The 24,480-nt window shown below is 61.7% G+C and carries 25 protein-coding genes and 1 pseudogene; 12 read left to right on the top strand and 14 right to left on the bottom strand.

Annotated elements, in window-relative coordinates; translation table 11 throughout:
* Nucleotides 1–261: 261 nt before the first annotated feature.
* Together GTP45_RS28065 and GTP45_RS29045 are read right to left on the bottom strand one after the other, a co-directional pair.
* The gene (locus GTP45_RS28065; protein WP_166454670.1) at nucleotides 262–1,479 is read right to left on the bottom strand and encodes a hypothetical protein; all 1,218 of its coding nucleotides are present in this window, start codon (nucleotides 1,477–1,479) and stop codon (nucleotides 262–264) included.
* A 104-nt stretch (nucleotides 1,480–1,583) separates the two neighbouring features.
* A complete protein-coding gene (locus GTP45_RS29045; RefSeq protein WP_267876205.1) occupies nucleotides 1,584–1,709 on the bottom strand; it encodes a hypothetical protein in 126 nt (41 codons plus the stop codon).
* 115 nt (nucleotides 1,710–1,824) lie between these two features.
* Between GTP45_RS29045 and GTP45_RS19375 the strand changes: the two genes are divergently transcribed.
* A complete protein-coding gene (locus tag GTP45_RS19375) occupies nucleotides 1,825–2,355 on the top strand; it encodes a YggT family protein (protein WP_443093285.1) in 531 nt (176 codons plus the stop codon).
* Between the two features lie 137 nt (nucleotides 2,356–2,492).
* Here the strand turns inward: GTP45_RS19375 and GTP45_RS19370 are convergent, their stop codons facing one another.
* From GTP45_RS19370 to GTP45_RS19335, 9 genes and pseudogenes are all read right to left on the bottom strand, one after another.
* A complete protein-coding gene (locus GTP45_RS19370; RefSeq protein WP_161015503.1) occupies nucleotides 2,493–3,431 on the bottom strand; it encodes a carbohydrate kinase family protein in 939 nt (312 codons plus the stop codon).
* Between the two features lie 9 nt (nucleotides 3,432–3,440).
* A complete protein-coding gene (locus GTP45_RS19365) occupies nucleotides 3,441–4,877 on the bottom strand; it encodes a DUF3426 domain-containing protein (protein WP_174821662.1) in 1,437 nt (478 codons plus the stop codon).
* Nucleotides 4,878–4,985: 108 nt separating this feature from the next.
* Nucleotides 4,986–5,054, bottom strand: a pseudogene (locus GTP45_RS29335) (MJ0042-type zinc finger domain-containing protein); the annotation flags it as partial.
* 8 nt (nucleotides 5,055–5,062) lie between these two features.
* Nucleotides 5,063–5,995, bottom strand: a complete 933-nt coding sequence (gene prmA, locus GTP45_RS19360) for a 50S ribosomal protein L11 methyltransferase (RefSeq protein ID WP_161015501.1) — start codon at nucleotides 5,993–5,995, stop codon at nucleotides 5,063–5,065.
* A gap of 3 nt (nucleotides 5,996–5,998) precedes the next feature.
* The gene (gene accC / locus GTP45_RS19355; protein ID WP_161015500.1) at nucleotides 5,999–7,378 is read right to left on the bottom strand and encodes an acetyl-CoA carboxylase biotin carboxylase subunit; all 1,380 of its coding nucleotides are present in this window, start codon (nucleotides 7,376–7,378) and stop codon (nucleotides 5,999–6,001) included.
* Nucleotides 7,379–7,501: 123 nt separating this feature from the next.
* Nucleotides 7,502–7,978 (bottom strand): acetyl-CoA carboxylase biotin carboxyl carrier protein, encoded by a 477-nt coding sequence (accB, locus tag GTP45_RS19350; RefSeq protein WP_161015499.1) that lies wholly within the window; start codon nucleotides 7,976–7,978, stop codon nucleotides 7,502–7,504.
* A gap of 53 nt (nucleotides 7,979–8,031) precedes the next feature.
* Entirely contained in the window at nucleotides 8,032–8,469 is a 438-nt protein-coding gene (gene aroQ / locus GTP45_RS19345) for a type II 3-dehydroquinate dehydratase (RefSeq protein WP_161015498.1), read from the bottom strand.
* An 84-nt stretch (nucleotides 8,470–8,553) separates the two neighbouring features.
* Nucleotides 8,554–9,102, bottom strand: a complete 549-nt coding sequence (locus GTP45_RS19340; RefSeq protein ID WP_161015497.1) for a TlpA family protein disulfide reductase — start codon at nucleotides 9,100–9,102, stop codon at nucleotides 8,554–8,556.
* The gene (locus GTP45_RS19335; RefSeq protein WP_161015496.1) at nucleotides 9,099–9,731 is read right to left on the bottom strand and encodes a hypothetical protein; all 633 of its coding nucleotides are present in this window, start codon (nucleotides 9,729–9,731) and stop codon (nucleotides 9,099–9,101) included. Before GTP45_RS19335 ends, GTP45_RS19340 begins: the two co-directional genes overlap by 4 nt.
* 78 nt (nucleotides 9,732–9,809) lie before the next feature.
* Here GTP45_RS19335 and mpl point away from each other — a divergent pair, with 78 nt between their 5' ends.
* Genes mpl through corA form a run of 9 tightly spaced genes read left to right on the top strand, consistent with a single transcriptional unit; the run spans nucleotide 9,810 to nucleotide 18,576 of the window.
* Complete coding sequence (mpl, locus tag GTP45_RS19330; protein WP_161015495.1) at nucleotides 9,810–11,177, top strand: UDP-N-acetylmuramate:L-alanyl-gamma-D-glutamyl-meso-diaminopimelate ligase; 1,368 nt, start codon at nucleotides 9,810–9,812, stop codon at nucleotides 11,175–11,177.
* Nucleotides 11,174–11,752, top strand: coding sequence for a YqiA/YcfP family alpha/beta fold hydrolase (locus GTP45_RS19325; protein ID WP_161015494.1), 579 nt, complete (start codon nucleotides 11,174–11,176; stop codon nucleotides 11,750–11,752). Before mpl ends, GTP45_RS19325 begins: the two co-directional genes overlap by 4 nt.
* Nucleotides 11,749–12,351, top strand: a complete 603-nt coding sequence (locus tag GTP45_RS19320) for a chorismate--pyruvate lyase family protein (RefSeq protein WP_161015493.1) — start codon at nucleotides 11,749–11,751, stop codon at nucleotides 12,349–12,351. The genes GTP45_RS19325 and GTP45_RS19320 overlap by 4 nt, the downstream gene beginning before the upstream one ends.
* The gene (locus GTP45_RS19315; protein ID WP_161015492.1) at nucleotides 12,348–14,381 is read left to right on the top strand and encodes a ribonuclease catalytic domain-containing protein; all 2,034 of its coding nucleotides are present in this window, start codon (nucleotides 12,348–12,350) and stop codon (nucleotides 14,379–14,381) included. Before GTP45_RS19320 ends, GTP45_RS19315 begins: the two co-directional genes overlap by 4 nt.
* On the top strand, nucleotides 14,381–15,088 hold the full coding sequence (locus GTP45_RS19310; protein ID WP_161015491.1) for a DUF6445 family protein: 708 nt from the start codon (nucleotides 14,381–14,383) through the stop codon (nucleotides 15,086–15,088). The genes GTP45_RS19315 and GTP45_RS19310 overlap by 1 nt, the downstream gene beginning before the upstream one ends.
* A gap of 57 nt (nucleotides 15,089–15,145) precedes the next feature.
* Nucleotides 15,146–16,033: a TonB family protein gene (locus GTP45_RS19305; RefSeq protein ID WP_371874478.1), complete on the top strand. Its 888-nt coding sequence runs from the start codon at nucleotides 15,146–15,148 to the stop codon at nucleotides 16,031–16,033.
* A gap of 4 nt (nucleotides 16,034–16,037) precedes the next feature.
* Nucleotides 16,038–16,856, top strand: a complete 819-nt coding sequence (aroE, locus tag GTP45_RS19300; protein WP_161015490.1) for a shikimate dehydrogenase — start codon at nucleotides 16,038–16,040, stop codon at nucleotides 16,854–16,856.
* Nucleotides 16,853–17,557 carry a monofunctional biosynthetic peptidoglycan transglycosylase gene (gene mtgA, locus GTP45_RS19295; protein ID WP_161015489.1) on the top strand — a complete coding sequence of 235 codons (705 nt, stop codon included), beginning with the start codon at nucleotides 16,853–16,855 and terminating at the stop codon, nucleotides 17,555–17,557. The genes aroE and mtgA overlap by 4 nt, the downstream gene beginning before the upstream one ends.
* Before the next feature lie 50 nt (nucleotides 17,558–17,607).
* Nucleotides 17,608–18,576: a magnesium/cobalt transporter CorA gene (corA, locus tag GTP45_RS19290; RefSeq protein WP_161015488.1), complete on the top strand. Its 969-nt coding sequence runs from the start codon at nucleotides 17,608–17,610 to the stop codon at nucleotides 18,574–18,576.
* On the opposite strand, the gene GTP45_RS19285 is transcribed toward corA, so the two are convergent.
* Entirely contained in the window at nucleotides 18,577–19,080 is a 504-nt protein-coding gene (locus GTP45_RS19285; protein ID WP_161015487.1) for a hypothetical protein, read from the bottom strand. It abuts the gene before it with no gap.
* A gap of 137 nt (nucleotides 19,081–19,217) precedes the next feature.
* On the opposite strand from GTP45_RS19285, the gene GTP45_RS19280 reads away from it, so the two are divergent.
* Both GTP45_RS19280 and GTP45_RS19275 read left to right on the top strand, forming a co-directional pair.
* On the top strand, nucleotides 19,218–20,948 hold the full coding sequence (locus tag GTP45_RS19280; RefSeq protein ID WP_161015486.1) for an ABC transporter permease: 1,731 nt from the start codon (nucleotides 19,218–19,220) through the stop codon (nucleotides 20,946–20,948).
* 10 nt (nucleotides 20,949–20,958) lie between these two features.
* Complete coding sequence (locus GTP45_RS19275) at nucleotides 20,959–22,281, top strand: ABC transporter ATP-binding protein (RefSeq protein WP_161015485.1); 1,323 nt, start codon at nucleotides 20,959–20,961, stop codon at nucleotides 22,279–22,281.
* Here the strand turns inward: GTP45_RS19275 and hemL are convergent.
* Both hemL and thiD read right to left on the bottom strand, forming a co-directional pair.
* Nucleotides 22,278–23,561, bottom strand: a complete 1,284-nt coding sequence (gene hemL / locus GTP45_RS19270) for a glutamate-1-semialdehyde 2,1-aminomutase (RefSeq protein WP_161015484.1) — start codon at nucleotides 23,559–23,561, stop codon at nucleotides 22,278–22,280. The genes GTP45_RS19275 and hemL overlap by 4 nt on opposite strands.
* Nucleotides 23,558–24,397 carry a bifunctional hydroxymethylpyrimidine kinase/phosphomethylpyrimidine kinase gene (gene thiD, locus GTP45_RS19265; protein WP_161015483.1) on the bottom strand — a complete coding sequence of 280 codons (840 nt, stop codon included), beginning with the start codon at nucleotides 24,395–24,397 and terminating at the stop codon, nucleotides 23,558–23,560. The genes hemL and thiD overlap by 4 nt, the downstream gene beginning before the upstream one ends.
* Between the last annotated feature and the right edge of the window lie 83 nt (nucleotides 24,398–24,480).

Below are 24,480 nucleotides of genomic sequence, written 5' to 3'. Positions count from 1 at the left end.
CCGATCTTGGCGCGATCGCAGACACCCAGGTAGCATAAGGCTTACTTTGAAGTGCGAATTTTTCGGCGCGATGCGCGCGGCACTTCCCGAACCCGATTGAGCGCGCGAGAAGAGTGCGCAGCGACGCAAGCGAACACGTTGAATCGGTAGGCATGTGTGAGTTGGCCCGCGTTGAACGTAAAAAAAGCGCGCGAATCTCTATCGTGCTGGTTGCGCACCGACAAGGTTTTCGTGTACTTTACGAACTTGAAAATGCGTGATTTAAAAAGTGCGAATTAAATTGAAGGCGCACCGCGCAAAGATGACCGAGATACGGGACACTGATTCAACAGATATGCACAAGACCACGTCGTTTTTGTTCAACCGTCTTGCCTGATTCAATTCAGGCCGGGCGGTTTTTTGTTTGAAAACGAAAACTGCGACGTGGCTGCGACGTAGGTTACAGGAGCTGAGGACACGCCCGGGCCACCGCAAAACGTCGCCACAAGATTTGTATCTGCACGCCGCTCCGGCCTCGGACGGCGGGTGGATCGATGGCTGAAGCGCTGCACTTGTGAGGAGATGCAGCAGTTCAGCTAGTGCCGAATTCATTAGCGCAAACGGAGTACGGTTTGCGCCGATGAATAATTCGCCTGGCCCACCTGGGTTGGACGGGTTTAAATCTTGTAAACGAATTTTTCCCATCCCCGATGAAGGAGAACTAAACATGGCAACCGCCGCAAAGAAACCAGCAGCCAAGAAAGCTGCTCCAGCAAAAAAACCAGCAGCAGCTAAAGCCGCCGCTCCAGCAAAAAAACCAGCAGCCGCTAAAGCTGCCGCTAAACCAGCTGTGAAAAAAGCCGCTGCTAAACCAGCCGCCAAGCCAGCAGTGAAAAAAGCTGCCGCTAAACCAGCAGCCAAACCAGCTGTGAAAAAAGCAGCCGCCAAGCCAGCAGCGAAAAAAGTAGCCGCTAAACCAGCAGTGAAAAAAGCCGCGCCTAAAGCAGCCGCTAAGCCAGCAGTGAAAAAAGCAGCCGCCAAGCCAGCAGCGAAAAAAGTCGTCGCCAAGGCAGCAGCCAAGCCAGCAGCAAAAAAAGTAGCCGCTAAACCAGCAGCCAAGAAAGCCGCTCCTAAAGCAGCAGCGAAAAAAGTAGCCGCTAAGCCAGCAGCTAAAAAAGCCGCTCCTAAAGCAGCCGCAAAACCAGCAGCGAAAAAAGTAGCCGCTAAACCAGCAGCCAAGAAGGCAGCTCCTAAAGCAGCCGCCAAGCCAGCTGCTAAAAAAGCCGCTGCCAAGCCAGCTGCCAAGAAAGCCGCCGCCAAGCCAGCTGCTAAGAAAGCAGTAGCTGCCAAAAAACCAGCAGCTAAAACGGCAGCCAAACCGGCTGCAAAGGTTGCGGCTAAGCCAGCAGCAAAAAAGCCGGTTAAGGCAGCTGCGAAGCCTGCAGCTGCTAAGCCAGCCGCTAAAAAAGTAGCTAAGCCAGCAGCAAAAAAAGCCGCCAAGCCAGCCGCTAAGCCAGCGGCCGCTCCGGTCGCCGCAGCACCAGCAGCCGCTCCAGTAGCCGCAGCCGCTCCAGCCGCCAAGCCAGCAGCTAAAAAAGCCGCTCCTAAAAAAGCAGCTCCGAAGAAGGAAGCCGCCAAGCCAGCAGCTCCAGCCGCCGCCGCTCCAGCAGCACCGGCAGCTCCAGCCGCCGCGCCAGCAGCGAAAACCGTACTGGCGCCGGCCGCAGCATGGCCGTTCCCAACCAGCACCCGTCCTTCCTAAGTCTTAAACGCTTAGAAGCCTGCTGAGGCAATGGCCGCTGTGTGAGACAATCACACAGCGGCTTTTTTATTTGGAGGGGATTCGTGCTCAGTATTCTTAAGTTGATAGTCGACGCCATTGCCACCTTGCTGGGCGGCGTCTTGCTGCTGCGGTTCTGGATGCAGGCAATCCGCGTGCGTCCACCGTCGTCAGTGGCGCAGTTCACGTTCACGCTGTCGGACTGGCTGGTGCGCCCTTTGCGCCGCATTGTGCCGGGTGTGGGCGGGTATGACTGGGCGAGCCTGATCGGCGCTTTCCTGATCGTGCTGGCGGCGACGTCGGTGCTGTTCTTTGCCGGCTGGCCGTGGCCTGCGGTGCTGCTGATGGCGTTCCAGCGCTTCCTCGAATGGATTCTGTACGGCTTCATGGCCTTGCTGGTGATCGAGGCGATCTTCAGCTGGGTGAACCCGCATGCACCGCTGGCGCCGTTCGTGCGCGCGCTGAACGAGCCGATTCTGCGGCCGATCCGCCGCGTGGTGCCGCTGGTGGGGAATCTGGATCTGTCGCTGCTGGTGGCGCTGATCCTGCTGCAGATTGCGCAGTTGCTGTTGGGGATGGCGTTTAGCGGCCGCTAAAGCCACCCCAACGTCAAAAGCAAAAGGCAGACCGATGGTCTGCCTTTTTTACACTGCGCGATTGAGCGGCGGTCGTAACCCGGTAAGGCGGGGTCTGACCCCGTACGGTGTCAGACCCTTGTATGCCGCCGTGCGGGTTAGAAGCGGTAGCCGAAGGCTGCTTCGAATTTGTCCGCGATTTCGGCGGCGGTGAAGTGGTGGTTCTGCGCACCTTTGTGCGCGATCTTGATCGCGCCCAGCAGGCTGGCCAGGCGGCCGGTGGTCTCCCAGCTCCAGCCATTGGTGATGCCGAACAGCAGGCCGGCGCGATACGCGTCGCCGCAGCCGGTTGGATCCAGCGCTGCTTCCACCTTCACCGCCGGGATCTCGATCTTCTGGCCCTTGGTGTAAATCTCCGAACCCTGCTCGCCGCGGGTGACGATCAGCGCTTCGACGCGGCTGGCGATATCGGCCAGCGACAAACCGGTACGCTCGATTAGCAGCTCGATTTCATAATCGTTGGTGGTGACGTAGGTGGCCTTGTCGATGAACTCAATCAGTTCTTCGCCGTTGAACATCGGCAGCTGCTGGCCCGGATCGAAGATAAACGGGATTTGCAGGCTGGCCAAATCGGCGGCGTGCTTCTTCATGCCCAGGTGGCCGTCCGGCGAGATGATGGCGATGCGCGCCGGGCCGGCTTTGGCCACTTCATTCTCGTGCGCGTACGACATGGCGCCCGGGTGGAAGGCGTTGATCTGGTTGTTGTCTTGGTCGGCGGTGACGAAGCACTGGGCGTTGTACGCGTCTTCCTTGATCAGGATGTTGTCGGTGGCCAGGCCCAGCTTGCGGAAGCGCGCCATGTAGGCGGCGTTATCCTGGCCCATCACGCCGACGATGCGCGGCGAACCACCAAGCAGTTGCAGGTTGTAGGCGATGTTAGGCGCGCAGCCGCCGAACTCCGTGCGCATGGTCGGCGCCAGGAAGGACACGTTCACCTTGTGCAGCTGATCCGGCAGCAGGATGCTGTCGAAGCGGTTAGGGAATTGCAGGATGGTGTCGATGGCGATCGAACCGCAAATCAAAGAGGTCTGGGTCATGATAGTTCTTTATGGGTAGAAGACAGCGATGTGATAGCCGGATGCTTTCAAATCGTGAAGCTCGAAGTACAGTTTAACGGCTTGTTCGGTGTGCGGGGCAAATCCGTGCTCGACCGCGATGTCGGCGTTCAGATAGTCGCGCGGCGTGAACACGCGGCGCAGGATGCGCTTGTCCTTGTCATCGTCCAGCACCAGTTCGATCGACGGCCATGCTTGCGCGGTTGAACTCTGGTTACGCAGCAGTGTGGTGAAGGAGAACGCGGTCTCGCTCAGGGTTTGCAGCTCGCCTTGTTCGATGGTGAGGTCGTCGATCTGCGTCGGCAGTTCGATTTTGCAGCCCAGTGTCTGGCAGGCGGCGGTCAGCGCCGGTTTCAGCGGCGGCATGGCGGCGGCCAGCGAGTTGCGGAAGGTGGTCACGGCTTGCGCCAATAGCGCGGCCACCAGCAGCACCGAACCGAGGCTCATGAAGATGGTGGCGGCCTTGCCGAATTTCTGGCGCTGGCGGTCGCGCTTGACGAAGCCCGGTTCTTCCGGCGCGGCTTGTTCTTCGTTGGCTGGCGCCAGGCCGTCGTCGGCCTGGGCGTGCAGGTAGGCGTGGGCGCGCTCGGCCTGGGCTTCGGCCAGGCCGCCGCTGGAGAGCTGGACGAGCGCTTCTTCGTCGGCGTCGAGGTCGTCCGCCAGGTCGTCGCGCGATGGGGCTGCGGTTTGTGCAGCGGCAGCGGAGCGGTCGGCCGGGATGTCGTCGTCCTCGCTGCCAGTGTCCGGCGAGGCGAGAAAGTTGGCGAGGCCGTCGTCAATCGCGGAGATGGCGGCCGGCGCTTGCTCAGGCTCTGGCGCCGGCGCGGCTGCATGTTCCGCCTCGGCGGCGAACACGGCGTCGGCGGCTGCGGCCAGGGCCGTGTTGAGGCCGGGGCCGGCGCCGGCTTGCGGCTCGTCGTCCAATGACGGTTCGCCCCACGTCGGTTCGACGCGGCCGCCGGACATATTGGCAAAGGCGTCGTCTTCGGTCGGCAGGCCGTCGGCGTCGTGCTGGACGTCGGCCAGCGTTTGCTCCATGGCCGAGAGTTCGGCTTCGAGCGCGGCTTCCAGCTCGTCGTCGCTCATCGCTTCGGTTGAGATGATGTCTTCCAGCGGCGCGGCGCTCACTTCCGGCTCGATGCTGGCTTCCAGGTCAGGCTCGGATTCGATGTCGAGATCGAGATCGAACAGGGCGTCGGTATTGGCGGGAAGGATGGCCGGTTCGGCCGGCAGCGGGATCGGTGCGGCGGCGACAGGTTCAGGCTCGCCGGCCGCATCGACATCCAGCACCGGTTCCGGCTCCGGCTCGGTCGCAGCTTCGGCAGGCGCGCCGGCGTGCTCATCATCGAGCACGTCGTCAAGTTCGAGTACTGGTTCCGGTTCTTCGGCCGTCAATGCCTCGGCAGCGCGCGTATCGAGCGCGGCCATTTTCTGGTCGAAGGGAAGCGGAGGCGGGAGCGTGGCAGGCGGCTCCAGCAGGGCCGCATTGCCATCAAAGACTTCATTGCAGGAGCCACAGCGCACTATGCCCCCACGTAATTTCAGCTGGTCATGAGCGACCCGAAATACCGTGTTGCAGTGGGGGCATTTAGTGGCGAGCGCCATCGATGCGATTAACGCGCAGGCGGGACAGTGTCGCTGCCGAGGCGGCCATGCAGCGCCACCCAACCGTCTTGCTCGGCCCAGACGCCAAGCTTGATGAACGGGGCATACGCTGCCGCCACTTCTTCCGCCTGGCGCGCCAGCACGCCCGACAGGATCAGCGAACCGCCGTCAGCCACGCGGCCGGACAGCATCGGCGCCATCAGCTTCAATGGGCTGGACAGGATGTTGGCCACCACGATATCGAAACGCTGCGATGCATGCTTCGACTCGGCGAAGGTATCAGGCAGGAAGTAGGTGATTTCGCAGTTGTTGCGGGTAGCGTTATCGGCCGCCGACTCGATCGCTTGCGGATCGATGTCCACGCCCACCACTTCGCCGGCGCCAACCTTCTTGGCCACCATGGCCAGGATGCCGGAACCGCAACCGTAGTCGAGCACGGTCTTGCCCGGCGCCGGATTGGCTTCCAGCCATTCCATGCACAAACGGGTAGTCGGATGGCTGCCGGTGCCGAACGCCAGGCCCGGGTCCAGTTCCAGGATCAGCGCATCCGGGTTCGGCGCTTCGTGCCACGACGGCACTACCCAGATGTTCTTACCGATTGGAATCGGCGCGAACTGCGATTGGGTCAGGCGCACCCAGTCCTGCTCCTCCACCTTGCGGGTGGTGAACTTTGGCAGGGTGGTGAGGCCGATCTGGCCGGCCGCAGCGGCAACGATCACGGCCTGATCGTCATCTTCGTCGGTCAGCGCGACGACGCGGCTGTGATCCCACGCAGCTTCGGCAGGTTCCATGCCCGGCTCGCCGAACAGCGGTTTTTCCGCGTCGGTGCCTTCGTCGGCGTCTTCCACGGAAACCGACAGGGCGCCCACATCCATCAGCGCCTCGGAGAGGGCTTCGGCGTGGTCACGCGCGATTTCGATGACGATTTCAGTCCAGCTCATTTCTTACCCTTTGTTGCTCAAGCTCAGTTTGTGCAGGTCCGGCATGTCGGCCAGCTTCTGCTCAAGATAGTGAATATTGGTGCCGCCTTCAATGAAACGGGCGTCGACCATCAGCTCGCGGTGCAGCGGGATGTTGGTCGAGATGCCTTCGACGACCATTTCCGACAGCGCGATCTGCATGCGGCGGATGGCCTGCTCGCGGGTCGCGCCGTAGGAAATGACCTTGCCGATCATCGAATCATAGTGCGGTGGCACATAATAACCCGCATACGAGTGCGAGTCGACGCGTACGCCCGGGCCGCCCGGCACGTGCCAGGACGTGATGCGTCCAGGCGACGGCGTGAATTTGAATGGATCTTCGGCGTTGATGCGGCACTCGATGGCGTGGCCGGACAGCATCACGTCGCGCTGGCGGAAGCGCAGCTTCTCGCCCGCAGCGATGCGGATCTGTTCTTGCACGATGTCGATACCGGTGATCATCTCGGTGACAGGGTGTTCCACCTGCACCCGGGTGTTCATCTCGATGAAGTAGAACTCGCCGTTTTCGTACAGGAATTCAAAGGTGCCTGCACCACGGTAGCCGATCTTGCGGCAAGCTTCAGCGCAACGCTCGCCGACTTTTTCGATCAGTTTGCGTGGGATGCCCGGCGCTGGCGCCTCTTCAATCACCTTCTGGTGGCGGCGCTGCATCGAGCAGTCGCGTTCGCCCAGCCAGACGGCGTTCTTGTGTTCGTCGGCGAGGATCTGGATTTCCACGTGGCGTGGATTTTCCAGATACTTCTCCATATAGACTTCCGGGTTGCCGAAGGCAGTACCGGCTTCGGTCTTGGTCATTTGCACCGCATTGATCAGCGCTGCCTCGGTGTGCACCACGCGCATGCCGCGGCCGCCGCCGCCGCCGGCTGCTTTAATGATGACCGGGTAGCCGACCTTGCGGGCGATCTGCACGATGGCTTTCGGATCGTCCGGCAGGGCGCCTTCCGAGCCCGGCACGCAAGGCACGCCGGCCTTGATCATGGTCTGCTTGGCCGTCACCTTGTCGCCCATGATGCGGATCGATTCCGAACGCGGGCCGATGAAGACAAAGCCCGATTTTTCCACGCGTTCGGCGAAGTCGGCGTTTTCCGACAGGAAGCCGTAGCCTGGGTGGATTGCTTCAGCGTCGGTCACTTCAGCGGCGCTGATGATGGCCGGCATGTTCAGGTAGCTCAGCGACGAAGGCGCCGGGCCGATACACACCGATTCATCCGCCAACTTCACGTATTTGGCGTCTTTGTCTGCTTCCGAGTGAACCACGACGGTCTTGATGCCCAGCTCGCGGCAAGCGCGTTGGATACGGAGGGCAATTTCGCCGCGGTTGGCAATGAGGATTTTTTCAAACATGATAGGTTCGCTATGTCTGTGAGCGCCGTGAAGTAGAGTTCTTCTTCAGTGGCTGCGTCAGGTGAGGAGGAAAGCGGACCAAGAAGGCGCGCCCGTCGCCGATGGGGAGGGCGCGATCCGTTCTTAGCCGATCACAAACAGCGGTTGGCCGAATTCGACCGGTTGGCCGTTCTCGACCAGGATCTGGGTGATCGTGCCGGACTTGTCGGCATCGATTTCATTGAGCAGCTTCATCGCTTCGATGATGCACAGGGTGTCGCCTTCTTTGACCACGGCGCCGACTTCCACAAACGCTGCCGCGCCTGGCGCCGACGAACGGTAGAAGGTACCAACCATCGGCGATTTGACGATGTGGCCGGTTGGCTCTGCTGGTGCGGCAGCGGCGGCTGGCGCGGCGGCGGCAACTGGGGCTGCGGCGGCGCCGGCCGGAGCAGCATGGTACTGAGGAATAGCTTGCGGCTGCATCATGACCATTTGGTTTTGCGGCAGTGCGGACGACTTGACGATGCGAACTTTGCTCTCGCCCTCGGTCACTTCGAGTTCGGCGATGTCCGATTCTGCGACCAAATCAATCAAGGTCTTCAGCTTGCGTAGATCCATGTAACCCCCAGGAATGTCTTGTGTATGTATAAAATGCGCGCGGATCGCGTAGGTTATCGCTTTTTAAGGACGAAGTCGATGGCAAACCGATATCCTTCGATACCCAGTCCACAGATCGTGCCTAGTGCAATCGCGCTAAGGAATGAGTGGTGTCGAAACGACTCACGCTGGTAAATATTCGAAATGTGCACTTCCACAAACGGGATGGCCACCCCGGCCAAGGCATCGCGCAGGGCGACGCTGGTATGGGTCAAGCCGCCCGGATTGATGACGATGGCGTCCACGCCTTCCAACTTGGCTGCGTGGATGCGGTCGATCAGTGCACCTTCGTGGTTGCTCTGGAAGCAAGACAAGCTCGCACCCGCTGCCTGGGCCTGTGCCTGGGCAGCGTGTTCGATGTCGGCCAAAGTGCTTGCGCCGTAGACCTCTGGCTCTCTGGAACCCAGCAAATTCAGGTTGGGGCCGTTGAGCAGTAGAAGGTTTTTTGCCATGATTCTTGAGCCTTCTCCGCGAAAGAGACGCATTTTGACGCCAACTACCGGCATTTGGCAAGAGAAAAAAACTTATGAATTTATTTACAGACTTGCTAAATCTTTGCGCAGCTCGTCAAATTTCAGGCGCCCGAGGTAGGTCTTCTTGACCTGGCCGTCGGCGCCGATCAACACCGTGTACGGCAGGCCGCCGCCGCTGTTGCCGAACTGGCGCGACAGCTCGGTGCCGCTCATGCCGGCCACCAGTACCGGGTAGGTGATCTTATATTTGTCGCTAAATTCCGCGATATTTGTCGGCGAATCGATGCCAATGCCGATAACTTGCAGCTTCTTACCCTCTTCTCCGGCGGCCAGCGCCGACAGCTCCGGCATCTCCTGCACGCATGGGCCGCACCATGGCGCCCAGAAATTGACGAGCATGGCCTTGCCTTTATATTGGGCCAGCGCGGTGGCGACGCCCTTGGCATCCGGCAGCGTCTGTTTATAGAGTTCGTTGACCGGGCCGCTGGACGGGCCGGCCGGAACCGAGGTCAGCGGCGCAGGCTGTTCTTTTTTATTCAGGCCGACATACGCGCCGGCAACGCCGAACAGGACGGCAACAACGGCGTAGGCCGCCAAGTGTTTTTTATTCATGGTGTCGATGGTGGGTGAGTACTGTTAACTAATAGGGCGCGCACCGCGGCAATGTCGGCCCGGGCCAGTTTGCCGTCGCCGCGCGTTTTCACAGCGCCGCGCAAATCGTCGAGCTCATATAAAGCAGCGTGCACGCCTTCCTTGTGCCACATGAAGCTGACGGTTTCGACCATGCCGTGGCGCGGCCCTTTAAAGTGCGGCGTTTCCGAGATGTCGATTTGTAAATTGCGGTTGAGCAGGAAGATCTCCACTTCCTTGGCGCTGTCGGCAAACAGCTGCAAGTGGATGTCATCGTGCGGGCCGGCCGTGCCATTTAATACCGAACCAGTTAAGAAGGGCTGAAAGCGCTCCAGGCCTTCCATGATATCGACCGCCAGCGTGCGCAGCCGGAATAGCCGGGCCGGCTGGGTGTCGGCGTGGAATAGCGATTGGTAAATGCGCACTTCCGCCTCGATCTGGGCGTTATCCGGCAGCAGGTTCAGCGGCGGCTGGGTGTCGCCGAGGATTTGCTTGGCTGCCTTGCGCTTGGCCGTGTTGTAGTCTGCCCCGTCCTCTGCGATCAGGCGCGCGGCGGCCGCCGCAATCTCGGCACGCAGGAGCTGGAGTTCTTCATTAACATTCGGCGTCATGGACGAGATAATACTCTGAACCGGGAAAAGCGCGGCGGGTCGGGTAAAATCGCGTATTCACACGTCGTCTAATTTACTATGCACATTCACATCCTCGGTATTTGCGGCACCTTCATGGGCGGCCTGGCGGTCTTGGCAAAAGAAGCGGGCCACCGCGTCACCGGCTGCGACGCCAACGTCTATCCACCGATGAGCACGCAGCTGGAAGCGCAGGGCATCGAACTGATCCAAGGCTTCGGCCCGGAGCAGACCGCGCTGAATCCCGACCTGTATGTGATTGGCAACGTTGTCACGCGCGGCAATCCACTGATCGAGGAAATCATGAACCGCGGCCTGCCGTATGTGTCGGGCCCGCAGTGGATCGGCGACCATATATTAAAGGACAAGTGGGTGCTGGCCGTGGCCGGCACGCACGGCAAGACCACCACCTCTGCCATGCTGACCTGGATCCTGGAAGACGCGGGCTACGCGCCGGGCTTCCTGATCGGCGGCGTGCCGATGAACTTTGGCGTATCGGCGCGCATGCAGGGTGATCAGGATTCGATCTTCTTCGTGATCGAGGCCGACGAGTACGACACCGCCTTCTTCGACAAGCGCAGCAAGTTCGTGCACTACCACGGCAAGACTGCGATCCTCAACAACCTCGAATACGATCACGCCGACATCTTCCCCGATCTGGGCGCAATCGAGACCCAATTCCACCATTTGGTGCGCACGGTGCCGGGCATCGGCCGTGTCATCTTTAATGGCGACGAAGACTCGCTGCAACGCGTACTCAAGCGCGGCTGCTGGAGCGAGAGGGAAAGCTTTGGCCGCAGCGAGGGCACGGATTGGGCGATGAACGAGCACGATGACGGCACGTTCGACGTGATCTTCAAAGGCGAGGTGGCCGGCCGCGTGGAATGGCAGCTCACCGGCAAGCACAACCGCGCCAACGCACTGGCCGCGATTGCCGCCGCCCGCCACGTCGGCGTGCCGGTGGCGCAAGCGGCCAAGTCGCTGGCAAGCTTTGAAAGTGTGAAGCGCCGCATGGAAGTGCGCGGCGTGGTCAACAACATCACGGTGTACGACGACTTCGCCCACCACCCAACCGCGATTGAAACCACGGTCGGCGGCCTGCGCCAGAAAGTCGGCAAGGACACCCGCATCCTGGCCGTGCTGGAGCCGCGCTCCAACACCATGAAACTGGGCGCGATGAAGGATGCGCTGCCGGGCAGCTTGAAAGAGGCCGATCTCGTGTTCGGCTACGGCGTCGAGAAGTCGCTGGGCTGGAGCGTGGGCGTGGCCCTGTCGCCACTCGGTGAGATCGCCAGCGCCTATGAAGATATCGACGCGCTGGTGGCCGCCATCGCCAAGGCCGCAAAGCCGGGCGACCACGTTATCGTGATGAGCAACGGCGGCTTCGGCGGCATCCACGACAAGCTCTTGAAAGCGCTGGCCTCATGATTTTGTACCTGCACGGCTTCCGTTCCTCGCCGAGCTCCATGAAAGCACGCGTGGTCGGCGAGCGCATGGCGGCGCTGGGACTGGCCGACCAAGTTATCAGCCCGCAGCTGCCGGCCTCGCCGAAAGCGGCGATGGAGTTGGCGCTGTCTTTAATAGAGGGCATCCCGGCCAATGAGTTGAGCATCATCGGCTCCTCGCTGGGCGGCTATTACGCCACCTGGCTGGCCGAGCGCATCGGTTGCAAAGCCGTGCTGCTGAATCCAGCCGTGGTGCCGAGCCTCGACCTGGACAAGCACGTCGGCGTGACCACCCAATACCACTCCGACGAGCCGTTTGAATTCAAGCGCGAGTACATCGATGAACTGCGTGCACTGGAAGTGCCGAAGATCAGCAAGCCGGAACGCTATTTCCTGATCGCCGCCACCGGCGACGAAGTACTCGACTACCGCGACATGCTGACCCACTACCAGGGCGCGCGCCAGCACCTTATTGAAGGCAGCGACCACGCCGTCTCCGAATTCCCGCAGTACGTGGATGCGGTGCTGGCCTTTTGCGGCATCGAGGCGCAGTCTTGAAGGCGCCGCCACGCAGCGCCTCGCTACGGCAGGCGCAATGGCAGCCGCACGTGCTGGCTTTGAATGCTCCGTCCGCTTACGTGCCGTGGCTGATGGAAGGCGGCTCGCTGACCATGCGCCTGAAAGCGCACAGCGACAGCTTCCGCGTGCAATGCCTGCACCAGCGCACTGCGGTTTGTCTCAGCGACGAAACGGCGGCGATCGAACTGCATCATCGCGGCCGCGTGTGGGAAAGGGAAGTGCTGCTGAGATGTGATAATACGCCCGTGGTGTACGCACACACGGTGGTGCCGATGTCGGCCACGGCCACGGATTGGCCGCTGTTTAGCGCTCTGGGTGAGCGCTCGCTGGGCACCACGCTGTTTGGCGATCCGCTGGTACAGCGCGGCGTGTTGGAATTTGCAAGATTGCGGAAAGGGCATCCTCTGGCGCTACGCGCGCGCGCGGCGCTGATCGCCAACGGCGTGCCGGCCCCGGATACACGCATATTATATGCACGGCGCTGTCTATATCGGCGCCGGCAAGGTACTCTGCTGGTGACGGAGGTATTCCTGCCTTCCGTGCTGGAACTGATTAAAACGAACACAAATAAACGATGAATGTATTTTTTGAAGAATCCGGCGATTTCAAGGTCGGCAGCGTAATGACCCAGGCCGGCGAGGCCTATCAAGTCGAAATGGCCAGCGGCAAGCGCACCAAGGTCAAGACCAAGGACGTGCTGCTGCAGTTCGACAAACCGTCGCCGGGCGAGCTGATGGAACAAGCCAAGGCCATCTCCGCTGACATCGACCTCGAATTCCTGTGGGAAGTCGCGGGCGAGGAGGAGTTCGGCTTTGCCGAGCTGGGCGCCGAGTACTTCGGCCACGCGCCGCAACCGGCGGAAGCGGCCGGCCTGATCCTGAGCCTGCATTCGTCGCCGATTTACTTCTACAAAAAAGGCCGTGGCCGCTACAAGGCCGCGCCCGAGCAATCGCTGCGCGCGGCGCTGGCCGGCATCGAGAAAAAGAAACAGCAGGCGCTGATTCAAGCCGGCTATGTGGAAGAACTGAAAGCCAACAAGCTGCCGGAATCGATGCAGAACATCGTCATGCAGCTGCTGTTCAAGCCGGACAAAAACGGCATCGAGTACAAGGCGCTGGAAGCGGCCTGCAACGAGCTGCACACCAATCCGCAGCGCCTGATGCTGGCGGTGGGCGGCGTGCAGTCGCCGAAGCAGCTGCACATGGCCAAGTTCCTGTTCGAGAATTTCCCGAAAGGCGCGGGCTTCCCGGACGTGCCGGTGCCGGTGGCGCCGACCAATCTGCCGCTGGCGGACGTGAAAGCCTTCTCCATCGATGACGTGACCACCACCGAGATCGACGACGCCTTTTCGGTCACCCATCTGGCCGATGGCAACGTCAAGGTCGGCATCCACATTGCCGCGCCGGGCCTGGGCATCAAGCCGGACGACGCGGTCGACAAGATGGCGCGCGCGCGCATGTCCACCGTCTACATGCCGGGCGATAAGATCACCATGCTGCCGGACTCGGTGGTGAACGCCTTCACGCTGGCCGAAGGCAAGACCTGCCCGGCGCTGTCGCTGTACGCCACGCTGAACCCGGCCGATTGGTCGGTGATCTCCAGCGAGACCCGCGCCGAGATGGTGCCGATCGCGCACAACCTGCGCCACAACGATCTGGACGATCTGGTCAACGAAGAAACGCTGGCCAGCGGCGAGGGCGACTACCCGCACAAGGACGATCTGTGCCTGATCTGGAAATGGGCGCAAGTGCTGGAAGCGGCGCGCATGGTCAAACGCGAAGCCTTCGGCCTCAAGCCGGAACAAAACAACCGCGTGGACTACAACTTCTACGTGGAAGACGACGTGGTGACCGTCACCCGCCGCAAGCGCGGCGCGCCGCTGGACAAGATCGTCGCCGAGCTGATGATCTTCGCCAACAGCACCTGGGGCAAGATGATGCATGACAACGGCGTGCCGGGCATCTACCGCAGCCAGGGCCGTGGCGTCGGCGGCTGGAACGCCAAGATGCAAGTGCGCATGCTGACGCACGCTGCGCCGCACGAAGGCCTGGGCGTAGACCAGTACGCCTGGAGCACCTCGCCGCTGCGCCGCTATACCGACCTGGTCAACCAATGGCAGATCCTGGCCTGCGCCGAGAAGGGCGTAATGGCGCCGCTGGTCGCGCACTTCAAGCACAAGGATGCAGGGCTGTTCGCGATTGTGTCGCAATTTGATGCTGCCTATGGCGCGTACGCCGACCACCAGTCGAACATGGAACGCTACTGGTGCCTGCGCTGGCTGGGCCAGGAAAACGCGCGCCAGGTCGAAGCCGTGGTGCTTAAGGACGAGGTGCTGCGCCTGACCGATATCCCGCTGATCATTCGCTTGCCGGGCATGCCGTCGGTGGCGCGCGGCGCGACCGTCAAGCTGGACATCCTGCGCTGGGACGAAGTGGATCTGACGGTCGAAGCGCGCATCCTCGAAATCCCGACCGACGCGGTGGCTGCCGATGCCGACCTGGATTACGAGGAGGAAGAGGAGACCGGCCCGGTCGCCGATGCTGAAACCGCCGAGGAAACCACGGCCGAGAGCAGCGCGGTGCCGGCTGCCGACACGCCGGCGCCGTGATGTTCAATCCGCATCCCAAAATTCGCGTCGTGCCGCTGTACGACGGCGAGAACCTGGTCATCGTCGACGACTTGCTGCGCGCGCCGCAGCAGCTGGTCGAGCTGGCCCGGCAATCGCGCGCCGAGTTTTCCGATGCGGATCACAACTATTTTCCCGGCCCCGAATTCAACCTGCCGCCGCAGATGGAGCAGGCATTTGGCCAGTTCATCGTTGAGCACGTGCGCAAGCCCTTGGGCGCGCGGCGCACCGACATGCTGGCCACGCGCCTGGCGCTGGCCACGCTGCAGCCGCCGCAGCTGCAGAACCTGCAACGCGTCTGCCACTGCGACACCGTGCCCCAGCCGAACCGGGCGGGCACCGGCGCCATGGTGCTGTATCTGTTTAACGATCCGCGCCTGGGCGGCACCGGTTTCTTCCGGAAAAAATGTTCCGAGGCTGAATTCCATGACATGGTAGTGCGCTCGGGTACGCTGGATCGCGCCGGCTTTTCCGCGCTGACCGGCGCCGGCGATGGCTATGCTGTGGCGTCCGACCATTATTTCGAGAAAATCTACACGGCGGAGCCGGCGTGGAACCGGGCGATCTTCTACCATGGCACGGTATTCCACAGCGCCGATATCCATAGCCCGGCACTGCTGCGCGACGACGTGGACACGGGCCGGCTGACGGTCAATGCTTTCTTCAACCTGCGCCGCAACGCCGCTTAACGAATCGAGTAAAATCAGCGCACCGACCTGTTCCGACGTAACCAGAAACCTGCCAGCGTGAAGTCTTTCAAGGAAAATCGCCTGCTATATACCGCCCTCGCCATCTCGCTGATGGCGCATGGCGCTTTGCTGGCGATGCGCTTCGTGGCGCCGACGCCGGCGCCGGTGCAGGCCACCGATCCGGGGCTGGAAGTCATCCTCGTCAACGCCAAGCACAACAAGGCTCCGCTCAAGGCTGACGCCGTCGCTCAAGCCAATCTGGACGGCGGCGGCACGGTCGACAAGGGCCGCTCCAAGTCGCCGATGCCGGACATGCGCAAGACCGAGATGGGCGACAGCGTCAAGGCCACCAAGCGCCGCATCGCCGAGCTGGAAGAACGCCAGAAAAACCTGCTGACCCAGGTGAACTCTGCCTCGCCGGTGGCCGCGCCGCCGATCACGGAAAAAGCCAAGCCGGATCCAACGCCAACCGGCGCCGACCTGCTGGAATCGAGCAAAGCCATCGCCCGCCGCGTGGCGGAAATCAGCGAAACCATCGAAGATCAAAACAAGCGGCCGAAGAAAACCACCATCACGCCTAGCACGCGCGAGGCCGGCTACGCCAGCTATTACAAGACCATGCAAAAGCGCATCGAGGACTTCGGTACGCTGAACTTCCCGAACGTGAACGGGCGCAAGCTGTATGGCCAGCTGATGCTGTCGATCCCGGTGTTCCAGGACGGCACCATCTATGAAAAAGAAGGCGGCATCAAGGTCGAGCGCAGCTCCGGCAACCCGGCCCTGGACGAGGCGGCGATGCGCATCGTGCGCCGTTCGGCGCCGTTCGGCCGCTTCCCGCCCAACATGCTGTCCAGCGAAAAGGATGATTTGTGGGTCATCATCACCACCTTCAAATTCACCCGCGAAGATAAATTACAAGCCGATATGAACGGCGGAGGACGTTAACAATATGGATCGCTACTGCGTGTTCGGCAACCCGATTGCCCACAGCAAATCGCCTGAAATCCATGCCGCGTTCGCAGCGCAAACGGGGCAAGACCTGCAATACGAGCGCCGTTTGGCGCCGCTGGACGGCTTTGCCGACGCCGTGCGCGCCTTCATCGCCGAGGGCGGCAAGGGCGCCAACGTGACGGTGCCGTTCAAGCTGGAAGCGGTCAAGCTGGCGCAGGCGCTGACCATCCGCGCGCGCGCGGCCGGCGCGGTCAACACGCTGGTGTTCAGCGACGAGGGCATCATCGGCGACAACACCGATGGCGCGGGCCTGGTGGCGGACATCGTCAGCAACGCCGGCGTGACTATTACCGGCAAGCGCGTGCTGCTGCTGGGCGCGGGCGGCGCGGTGCGCGGCGTGGTGCTGCCTATCCTGGAACATCGCCCGGCCAAGCTGGTGATCGCCAACCGCACCGTGTCCAAGGCCGAGGAATTGGTCGAGCAGTTTGCCGCGCTGGGCGGCGAGGGCGTGGTCGCGGCTTGCGGCTTTGCCGAGATCGAGGGCGAGTACGACATCATCATCAACGGCACGGCCGCCAGCCTGAGCGCGGAAGTGCCGCCGGTGTCGCCATCGATTTTTGCGCCCGGTTGTTTGGCGCTGGACATGATGTACGCAGCCTCTCCCACTGTATTTTTGCAGTTCGCAGCCCAGCACGGCGCACAGTTGCGTGACGGTTTGGGCATGCTGGTCGAGCAGGCCGCCGAGGCTTTCCAGCTGTGGCGCGGCGTGCAGCCGGCCACGGCCGACGTGCTGAGCAACCTGCGCGCCAAGCTATGAGCAAATCGACTGGAAAATGGCGCTGGGTGAAGTGGATCTTCATTATCCCGATCCTGCTGTTCCTGGCGGTGCAGCTGTACTTCTTCCTGCAAATCTGGTGGTGGGTGGATCACAATCCATCCATGACCGCCTTCATGCGCCAGCAGCAATCGGCGCTGCGCGAGAAGAATCCCAAGGCCAATATCCAGCAGCTGTGGGTGCCGTACAACCGCATCTCGAACAACCTGAAGCGCGCCATCATCGCCTCCGAGGACGCCAACTTCTCCGACCACGACGGCGTCGACTGGGAAGCCTTGCAAAAGGCCTACGAGAAGAACAACAAGAAGAAAAAGGTGGTGTCGGGCGGTTCGACCATTACCCAGCAGCTGGCCAAGAATCTATTCCTGTCCGGTTCGCGCAGCTATTTGCGCAAGGGCGAGGAGCTGATCATCACCTTCATGCTGGAATCGCTGATGGACAAGGAGCGCATCTTCGAGATCTACCTGAACGTGGTGGAGTTCGGTACCGGCACCTTTGGGGCCGAGGCGGCGGCGCGCCATTATTACGGCGTCAGCGCGGCCAATTTGAGCGCCATGCAAGCCGCCAAACTGGCCGTGATGCTGCCAAATCCGCGCTATTTCGATAAACACCGCGATTCCAACTACCTGGCCCGCCGAACCGGTGTGATTTTGCGCCGCATGGGCTCTGCCGATCTACCTTAATCCGGGCTTTGCAGGTACACTTGCGCTGTTTCCAGAAGGCGCGTGTATCCATGATTAATGTTTTCGTTCTCCAGAATGGCCGGCTCAACCAGGTTCCTATCGACACGCGCGAAGACTTGGAAAAAGCGGAGCCTGTCTGGGTCGACCTGACCGACCCAACGGACGAAGAACGCGCATGGGTACGCAACATCTACGGCGTGATTCTGCCGGGCGAGGACGAAGTCAAAGACATCGAAGCCTCGGCCCGCTACTACGAGGCGGAAAACGGCGACCTGCACCTGCGCACCGACTTCCTGCTGGAGGAAGAGGATGGCCCATCGCGCATCGTCACCGTGGCTTTCATCCTGGCGCGCAAAATCCTGTTCTCGGTGCATACCGACGATTTGCCGGTGTTCCGCCTGGTGCGCATGCGCGCCCGTTCGCGTCCCGGCTCGATTGCCGATTACATGGACGTGCTGCTGGACCTGTACGCGACCGACGCCGAGTACTCGGCGGACGCGCTGGAAGGCATCTACCAGCAACTGGAAGAAGTCAGCGGCCGCGTGCTGCAAGAAACCTTCACCGACCAGGACGCAGCCGCCGCGCTGAATGCCATCGCGCACGAGGAAGACTTAAACGGCCGTATCCGCCGCAACATGATGGATACCCGCCGCGCGGTCAGCTTCCTGATGCGCGGCCGCCTGCTGAACTCGGAGCAGTTTGAAGAAGCGCGCCAGATTCTGCGCGATATCGAATCGCTGGACGGCCACACGTCCTTCCTGTTCGATAAAATCAACTTCCTGATGGACGCCACGGTCGGTTTCATCAACATTAACCAGAATAAGATCATCAAGATCTTCTCCGTGGCCAGCGTGGCCTTCCTGCCGCCGACGCTGATCGCGTCCATCTACGGCATGAACTTCAAGGGCTGGTTCCCGGAACTGGAATGGTCGATGGGCTACCCCTTCGCCCTGGGCCTGATGGTCACCAGCGCCATCGCCCCCTTCCTCTACTTCCGCCACCGCGGCTGGCTTAAATAATTACACCGGCTGCGGGCTGAATTCCAGCGAGAGGGTGCTGTAGTAGGGGGTGCTGTGCCATTGCTGGTGCAGGGCGAGGGCGCGGTCGTAGAGAATGCTCTTGAGGTCGAGCGCCAGCTTGCCGAAGTCGAACGGCGGCTTGTTGCGGGCGGTGCAGGCTGCTGCGGCGCCGGCCAGGAAGGCTTCCTCATCGAACGCGCCCGACCAGAGCTGCGCCTGCAAGCCTTCCACGATCGCTTCCGCCTGCACTGCCTCGGTCTCCACGTGCGGATTGGCCTTGTCGTGCACCGATTCCATCACGAACTGCGCATCGGCGCCGCGCGCCAGCAGACTTAAAAAGCCATGCCGCAAGGGCAGGGCAGACTCCACCACGTAATGCACCAGGTCATGCGGCAAGATGCCCTGACGCGGCATCAGCGCGTCGGTGCACATGCCGTTATTGCGGACAAAACGCAGCACGTCGTATTTGTCGGTCTTCGACCTTTTCTCTGCAATCAGTTTCATATCTGGCAATTATATAATAAGTAACTTTCAGGACTGTAATAATTTTGTAGCCGTTAACCTATTAGAATGGCGGCCAGCGGTAACGCTCCCTCCTTCGCTCCTCCCGGCCGCTCTGGCCGCCAGAGAAAGTAATAGCTATGAACAAGAAACGGCAATTTTTCCCCCGCCAAGTGGTGGAAGCCGGCGGTAACCGCTGGGACTGGGCGCTGCTGCCCATCGTGCTGGCGCTCTTCGTGCTGATGGCCTACGGCAGCCAGCAGATGGCGCGCCCCTATGAACTCGGCCAAACGCTGCCGATGACGCTCGACCCGTGGTACTTGCCGTACTACGTGCTGCGCACCACGCTGCGCATGTTCATCGCGCTGGGCGCGTCGGTGATTTTCAGCTGCGTGTTTGCCGCGCTGACCACCAAGTACCGCGTCGCCGAAAAGGTGATGGTGCCGATGCTTGATATCCTGCAGTCGATCCCGATTCTCGGTTTCCTGTCGATTACCGTGACGGCGTTTATCGCGCTCTTCCCCGGCAATCTGCTGGGCGTGGAATGTGCCGCCATCTTCGCGATCTTCACCTCGCAGGCGTGGAATATGGCTTTCTCGGCCTACCAGGGCTTCCGCTCCGTGCCGGCTGAACTGTCGGAAGCGGCGCAGGTGTTCCAGCTGTCGGGCTGGCAGCGCTTCTGGCGCCTGGAGATGCCGTTCGCCATGCCCGGCCTGCTGTGGAATATGATGATGTCCATGTCCGGCGGCTGGTTCTTCGTGGTGGCATCGGAAGCGATCGTGGTGTCCAACCAAACGATCAAGCTGCCCGGCATGGGCTCCTACATTGCGCTGGCGATTGAGCAGAGCAATCTGCAAGCCATCGGCTGGGCCATCTTTGCCATGCTGATCGCGGTGCTGCTGTACGACCAGCTGTTCTTCCGCCCACTGCTGGCGTGGGCCGATAAATTCCGCTTCGAGGAAACCGGCAGCGACACTGCCCAAACTTCATGGCTGCTCACATGGCTGCGCCGCACCGAACGCACGCAGCAAATCGTTGAATGGTTCGGCCACCAGCTGTCGCGCTCCATCGCCGTGTTCCGGCTGTCGCACGATGGCACCTCGATCCGCGCGCGCAAGGACAAACCGTCGCTGGTGCCGCAGCGTGTGTGGGATGCGGTGATTGCCGCCGTGGTGTTCTACGCGCTTTGGAGCCTGGTGCATTTCATCCGCACCGAGGTTGGTTGGAGCGAGGTGGGACACGTGGTGGTGCTGGGCGTGTACACCATGATCCGCGTGGTGGTGCTGCTGGCGCTGGCCGCCATAATCTGGGTGCCGGTCGGGATCTGGATCGGCATGAACCCGCGCTGGGCGTCGCGCACGCAGGCGGTGGCGCAGTTCCTGGCAGCCTTCCCGGCTAATCTGGTATTCCCGGTGGCGGTGATCATCATCGTGCGCTATCACCTGAACCCGGACATCTGGCTGTCGCCGCTGATGATCCTCGGTACGCAGTGGTACTTGCTGTTTAACGTGATCGCCGGTGCATCCACCATTCCGACCGAACTGCGTCACGCGGCCAAGAACTTCGGGCTGACCGGCTGGCTGAAATGGCGCCGCTACCTGCTGCCGGCCATCTTCCCAAGCTTCGTCACGGGAGCGATTACCGCGTCGGGCGGCTCATGGAATGCCGCCATCGTGGCGGAAATCGTCAGCTGGGGGCCGACCACCTTGAAAGCGCACGGCATCGGCAGCTACATCGGCGAGATGACTGCCGCCGGCGACTTCCCGCGCATCGCGCTCGGCATCGGCATCATGTGCATTTTCGTGATGGGCTTTAACCACTTCGTCTGGCGCCGTTTGTACACCATGGCCGAAAGCCGGCTGCATTTCTAGGAACAGAATCATGAGCACTCCTATCGTTGAATTGAAAGCCGTCGGCAAACACTTCCGCAGCGCAGACGGCTCCGCGCGCTCGGTGCTGGAAGGCGTCGACTTCACCCTGCGCGAAGGCGAGATCGTCGCGCTGCTGGGGCAATCCGGTTCCGGCAAATCGACCATGCTGCGCATTATGGCGGGCCTGATCCAGGCCGATGAAGGCCAGGTGCTGTATCGCGGCATGCCTTTGTACGGCACCGCGCGCGGTATCCGCATGGTTTTCCAATCGTTTGCGCTGTTCCCTTGGCTGACGGTGCAGAAGAATGTTGAACTGGGGCTGGAAGCGCAAGGCATGCCGCCGGAAGAGCGCGCGCGCCGCGCCGAGAAGGTGATCGACTTGATCGGCCTTTCCGGCTTTGAGGGCGCGCTGCCGCGCGAGCTGTCGGGCGGCATGCGCCAGCGTGTCGGCATCGCTCGTGCGCTGGTGATGGAGCCGGAAGTGCTGCTGATGGACGAAGCCTTCTCCGCGTTGGACGTGCTGACCGGCGAGCGCCTGCGCGAAGAGATTCTGGAACTGTGGCAGTCTGGCCAGATTCCGACCAAGGCGATTCTGGTGGTCTCGCACAATATCGAGGAAGCGGTGATGATGGCCGACCGCGTGCTGATCTTCGCCAGTGATCCGGGTCGCGTGCGCGCCGAGTTGCCGATCTCTTTGGCGCAACCGCGCAAGGCGGAAAGCGCCGAAGTGCGCCAGTTGATCGACAAGGTGTACGAGTTGATGACCGCAAGCTCCGGCCGTCGCGGTGGCGGTGGTGGCTTGATCAGCGAGCGTGAAGTCAAGCTGCAACTGGGCGACCGCCTGCCGCAAGCGGACATCGCGCACATGGAAGGTATCCTGGAGCTGCTGGCCGAAGAACCATTCCACGGCCGCGCCGACCTGCCGAAGATCGCCGAAGAGACCGAGCTGACCGACGCCGAACTGCTGGAAGTGCTGAATGCCTTGCTGCTGCTAGGCTTCGCCTATCTGACCAACGGCGACATCCTGCTGACGGAACTGGGCGGGCGTTACGTGAAAGCGGAAAACGCCGAGCGCCAGGAGATGTTTGGCAAGCAGCTGCTGGAGCACGTGCCGCTGATCGCCTACATCTGCCACGGTTTGGAGCAGGACAAATCGGGCGATCTGCCGGAAGACTTGTTCCTCAAACTGCTGCGCTTCACGCTCAGTGAAGAAGAGGCCGAGCGCGCACTGCGCGTGGCCATCGAGTGGGGCCGCTACGGCGACCTGTTCGAATACAACTTCAACACCGGCGTGATCCAGCGCTCGGAAGAGGATGAGGAAGAAGCAGATTAAAGCTTGGCGAACACGCGGCGGGCGGCGGCGATGGTTTCGTCGATCACCTCGTCGCTGTGCTGCGCACTGACGAAGCCCGCCTCGAACGCCGCCGGCGCAAAGTACACGCCTTCATCCAGCATGTGGTGGAAGAAGACGTTGAAGCGCTCGCGGTTCCCCGCCATCATTTCGGCGTAGTTGTTTGGCGGCGTCTCGCTGAAGTACAGGCCAAACATGCCGCCCACCGAATCAGCGCAGAACGGGATGCCGGCGTCTTTCGCCGCTGCGGTCAAGCCGTCCGCCAGACGTTTGGCCGATGCTGCCAGCTTGTCGTAGAAGCCCGGCTCCTGAATCAGCTTCAAGGTGGTCATGCCCGCCGCCACCGCCACTGGATTGCCCGACAGCGTGCCAGCCTGGTACACCGCGCCTACCGGCGACATCTTGCTCATCAACTCAGTGCTGCCGCCGAACGCCGCCACCGGCAAACCACCGCCGATCACTTTGCCCAGCGCCGTCAGATCCGGCTTGATGCCGTACAGTTCCTGCGCGCCGCCCAGCGCCACGCGGAAGCCGCACATCACTTCATCGAAGATCAGCAACGCACCGTGTTTGGTGCACAGGTCGCGCAGCGCTTGCAGGAACTCGCGCGTGCCTTTGATCAGGTTCATATTGCCGGCCACCGGCTCTACGATCACGCAGGCGATTTCGTCGCCGAAGTTGGCGAACGCCTCTTCGATCTGCGCCACGTTGTTATAGTCCAGCACCAAGGTGTGCTTGACGAAGTCCTCCGGCACGCCGGCCGACGTTGGATTGCCGAAGGTGAGCAGGCCGCTGCCCGCTTTCACCAGCAGCGAATCGGCGTGGCCGTGGTAACAGCCTTCAAATTTCACGATCTTGTCGCGGCCCGTGGCGCCGCGCGCCAGGCGCAGGGCGCTCATGGTGGCCTCGGTGCCCGACGATACCAGGCGCACTTGTTCCAGCGACGGCACCAGCTTGACGATTTCTTCCGCCATCTCGATCTCGCCTTCGGTCGGCGCGCCGAACGACAGGCCGCGCGTGGCCGCATCCTGCACCGCCTTCACTACCTGCGGATGGGCGTGGCCGACAATCGCCGGGCCCCATGAACCGATGTAATCGATGTAACGCTTGCCGTCCGCGTCCCAGAAGTACGGGCCTTCGGCGCGGGTGATGAAGCGCGGCGTGCCGCCCACCGAGCGGAAGGCGCGCACCGGCGAGTTGACGCCGCCCGGCGTGGTTTTCTGGGCGCGTGCAAACAGCTGGTCGTTCTTGGAAGTAGTCATGATGGCATCTCAAAATGGAAAAAACGGTTCGGCACAAGCTTGCCCATGCCGTAGCGCTGCGCGTGGGCCAGCGCGCCGACAGTGTACTCCTGCGCGGCCGCTACCGCTTCCGGCACCTCGGCGCCGCGCGCCATGAAGGCGGTCAGCGCGGCCGACAGGGTGCCGCCGGCGCCGATGAACGGCCCGGCCAGGTGCTGCCACGCGTCGCTGCTGATGACGCCATCGGCGCCGTACAGGGTGTTGGCCAGCGTGTTGCCGGCCTGCGTGCCGGTGACCAGCACATATTCGCAGCCGAGGGCCAGCAAGTGCTCGACGTCCGATTCCAGCGTGGCCTCGGTCTCTGCATCGCTTTCGCCGCCGTCGCCGCTCTCGCGCCACGTTTCGGCCAAGCGGCCCAGCTCCACCTGCGACAGCATCACCAGCGTGGCCTGCGGCACCAGTAATTGGCGGATGGCGGTCAGCAGTTCTTCCGCATCGTCGTCGGACGGCTGCGGCAGGCGGGAACTGAAGGGATCGAGGATCAGCGGCGCATCGGGATAGTCGGACAGAATCTCGGCAATCGCCGCCACCTGCTCAATATTGGTGATGGCGCCGACCTTGAAGGCGGCCATGGTCATATCTTCCAGCACCAGGCGGGCCTGATCGGCCACCCAGTCCGGGTCGATATCCTGCATGTCTTCGACGTGGGCGCTGTCGCCGATCAGCAACGCGGTGGTGACGGCCAGGCCGGTGCACGAAAGGGCCGAAAAAGCCGCAAGATCGGCCTGGACACCGGTGGCGCCGGCCGGATCGGCAGCGCCGAAGCTCAATATAAGCGGAGAAGTTTGGTTTTGCACGGCGTGTAGATTAAGATACCTAATTCGGCATTTTACTTGATTGAGGGTGGCAAAACGTGAGTAGCAACGAAACAACGCAGGAG

The organism is Duganella rivi (assembly GCF_009857435.1).
Lineage (GTDB): Bacteria > Pseudomonadota > Gammaproteobacteria > Burkholderiales > Burkholderiaceae_D > Rugamonas > Rugamonas rivi.
Note: the sequence above shows the minus strand (reverse complement) of the source record. Positions and strands in the feature narration are given on the sequence as shown.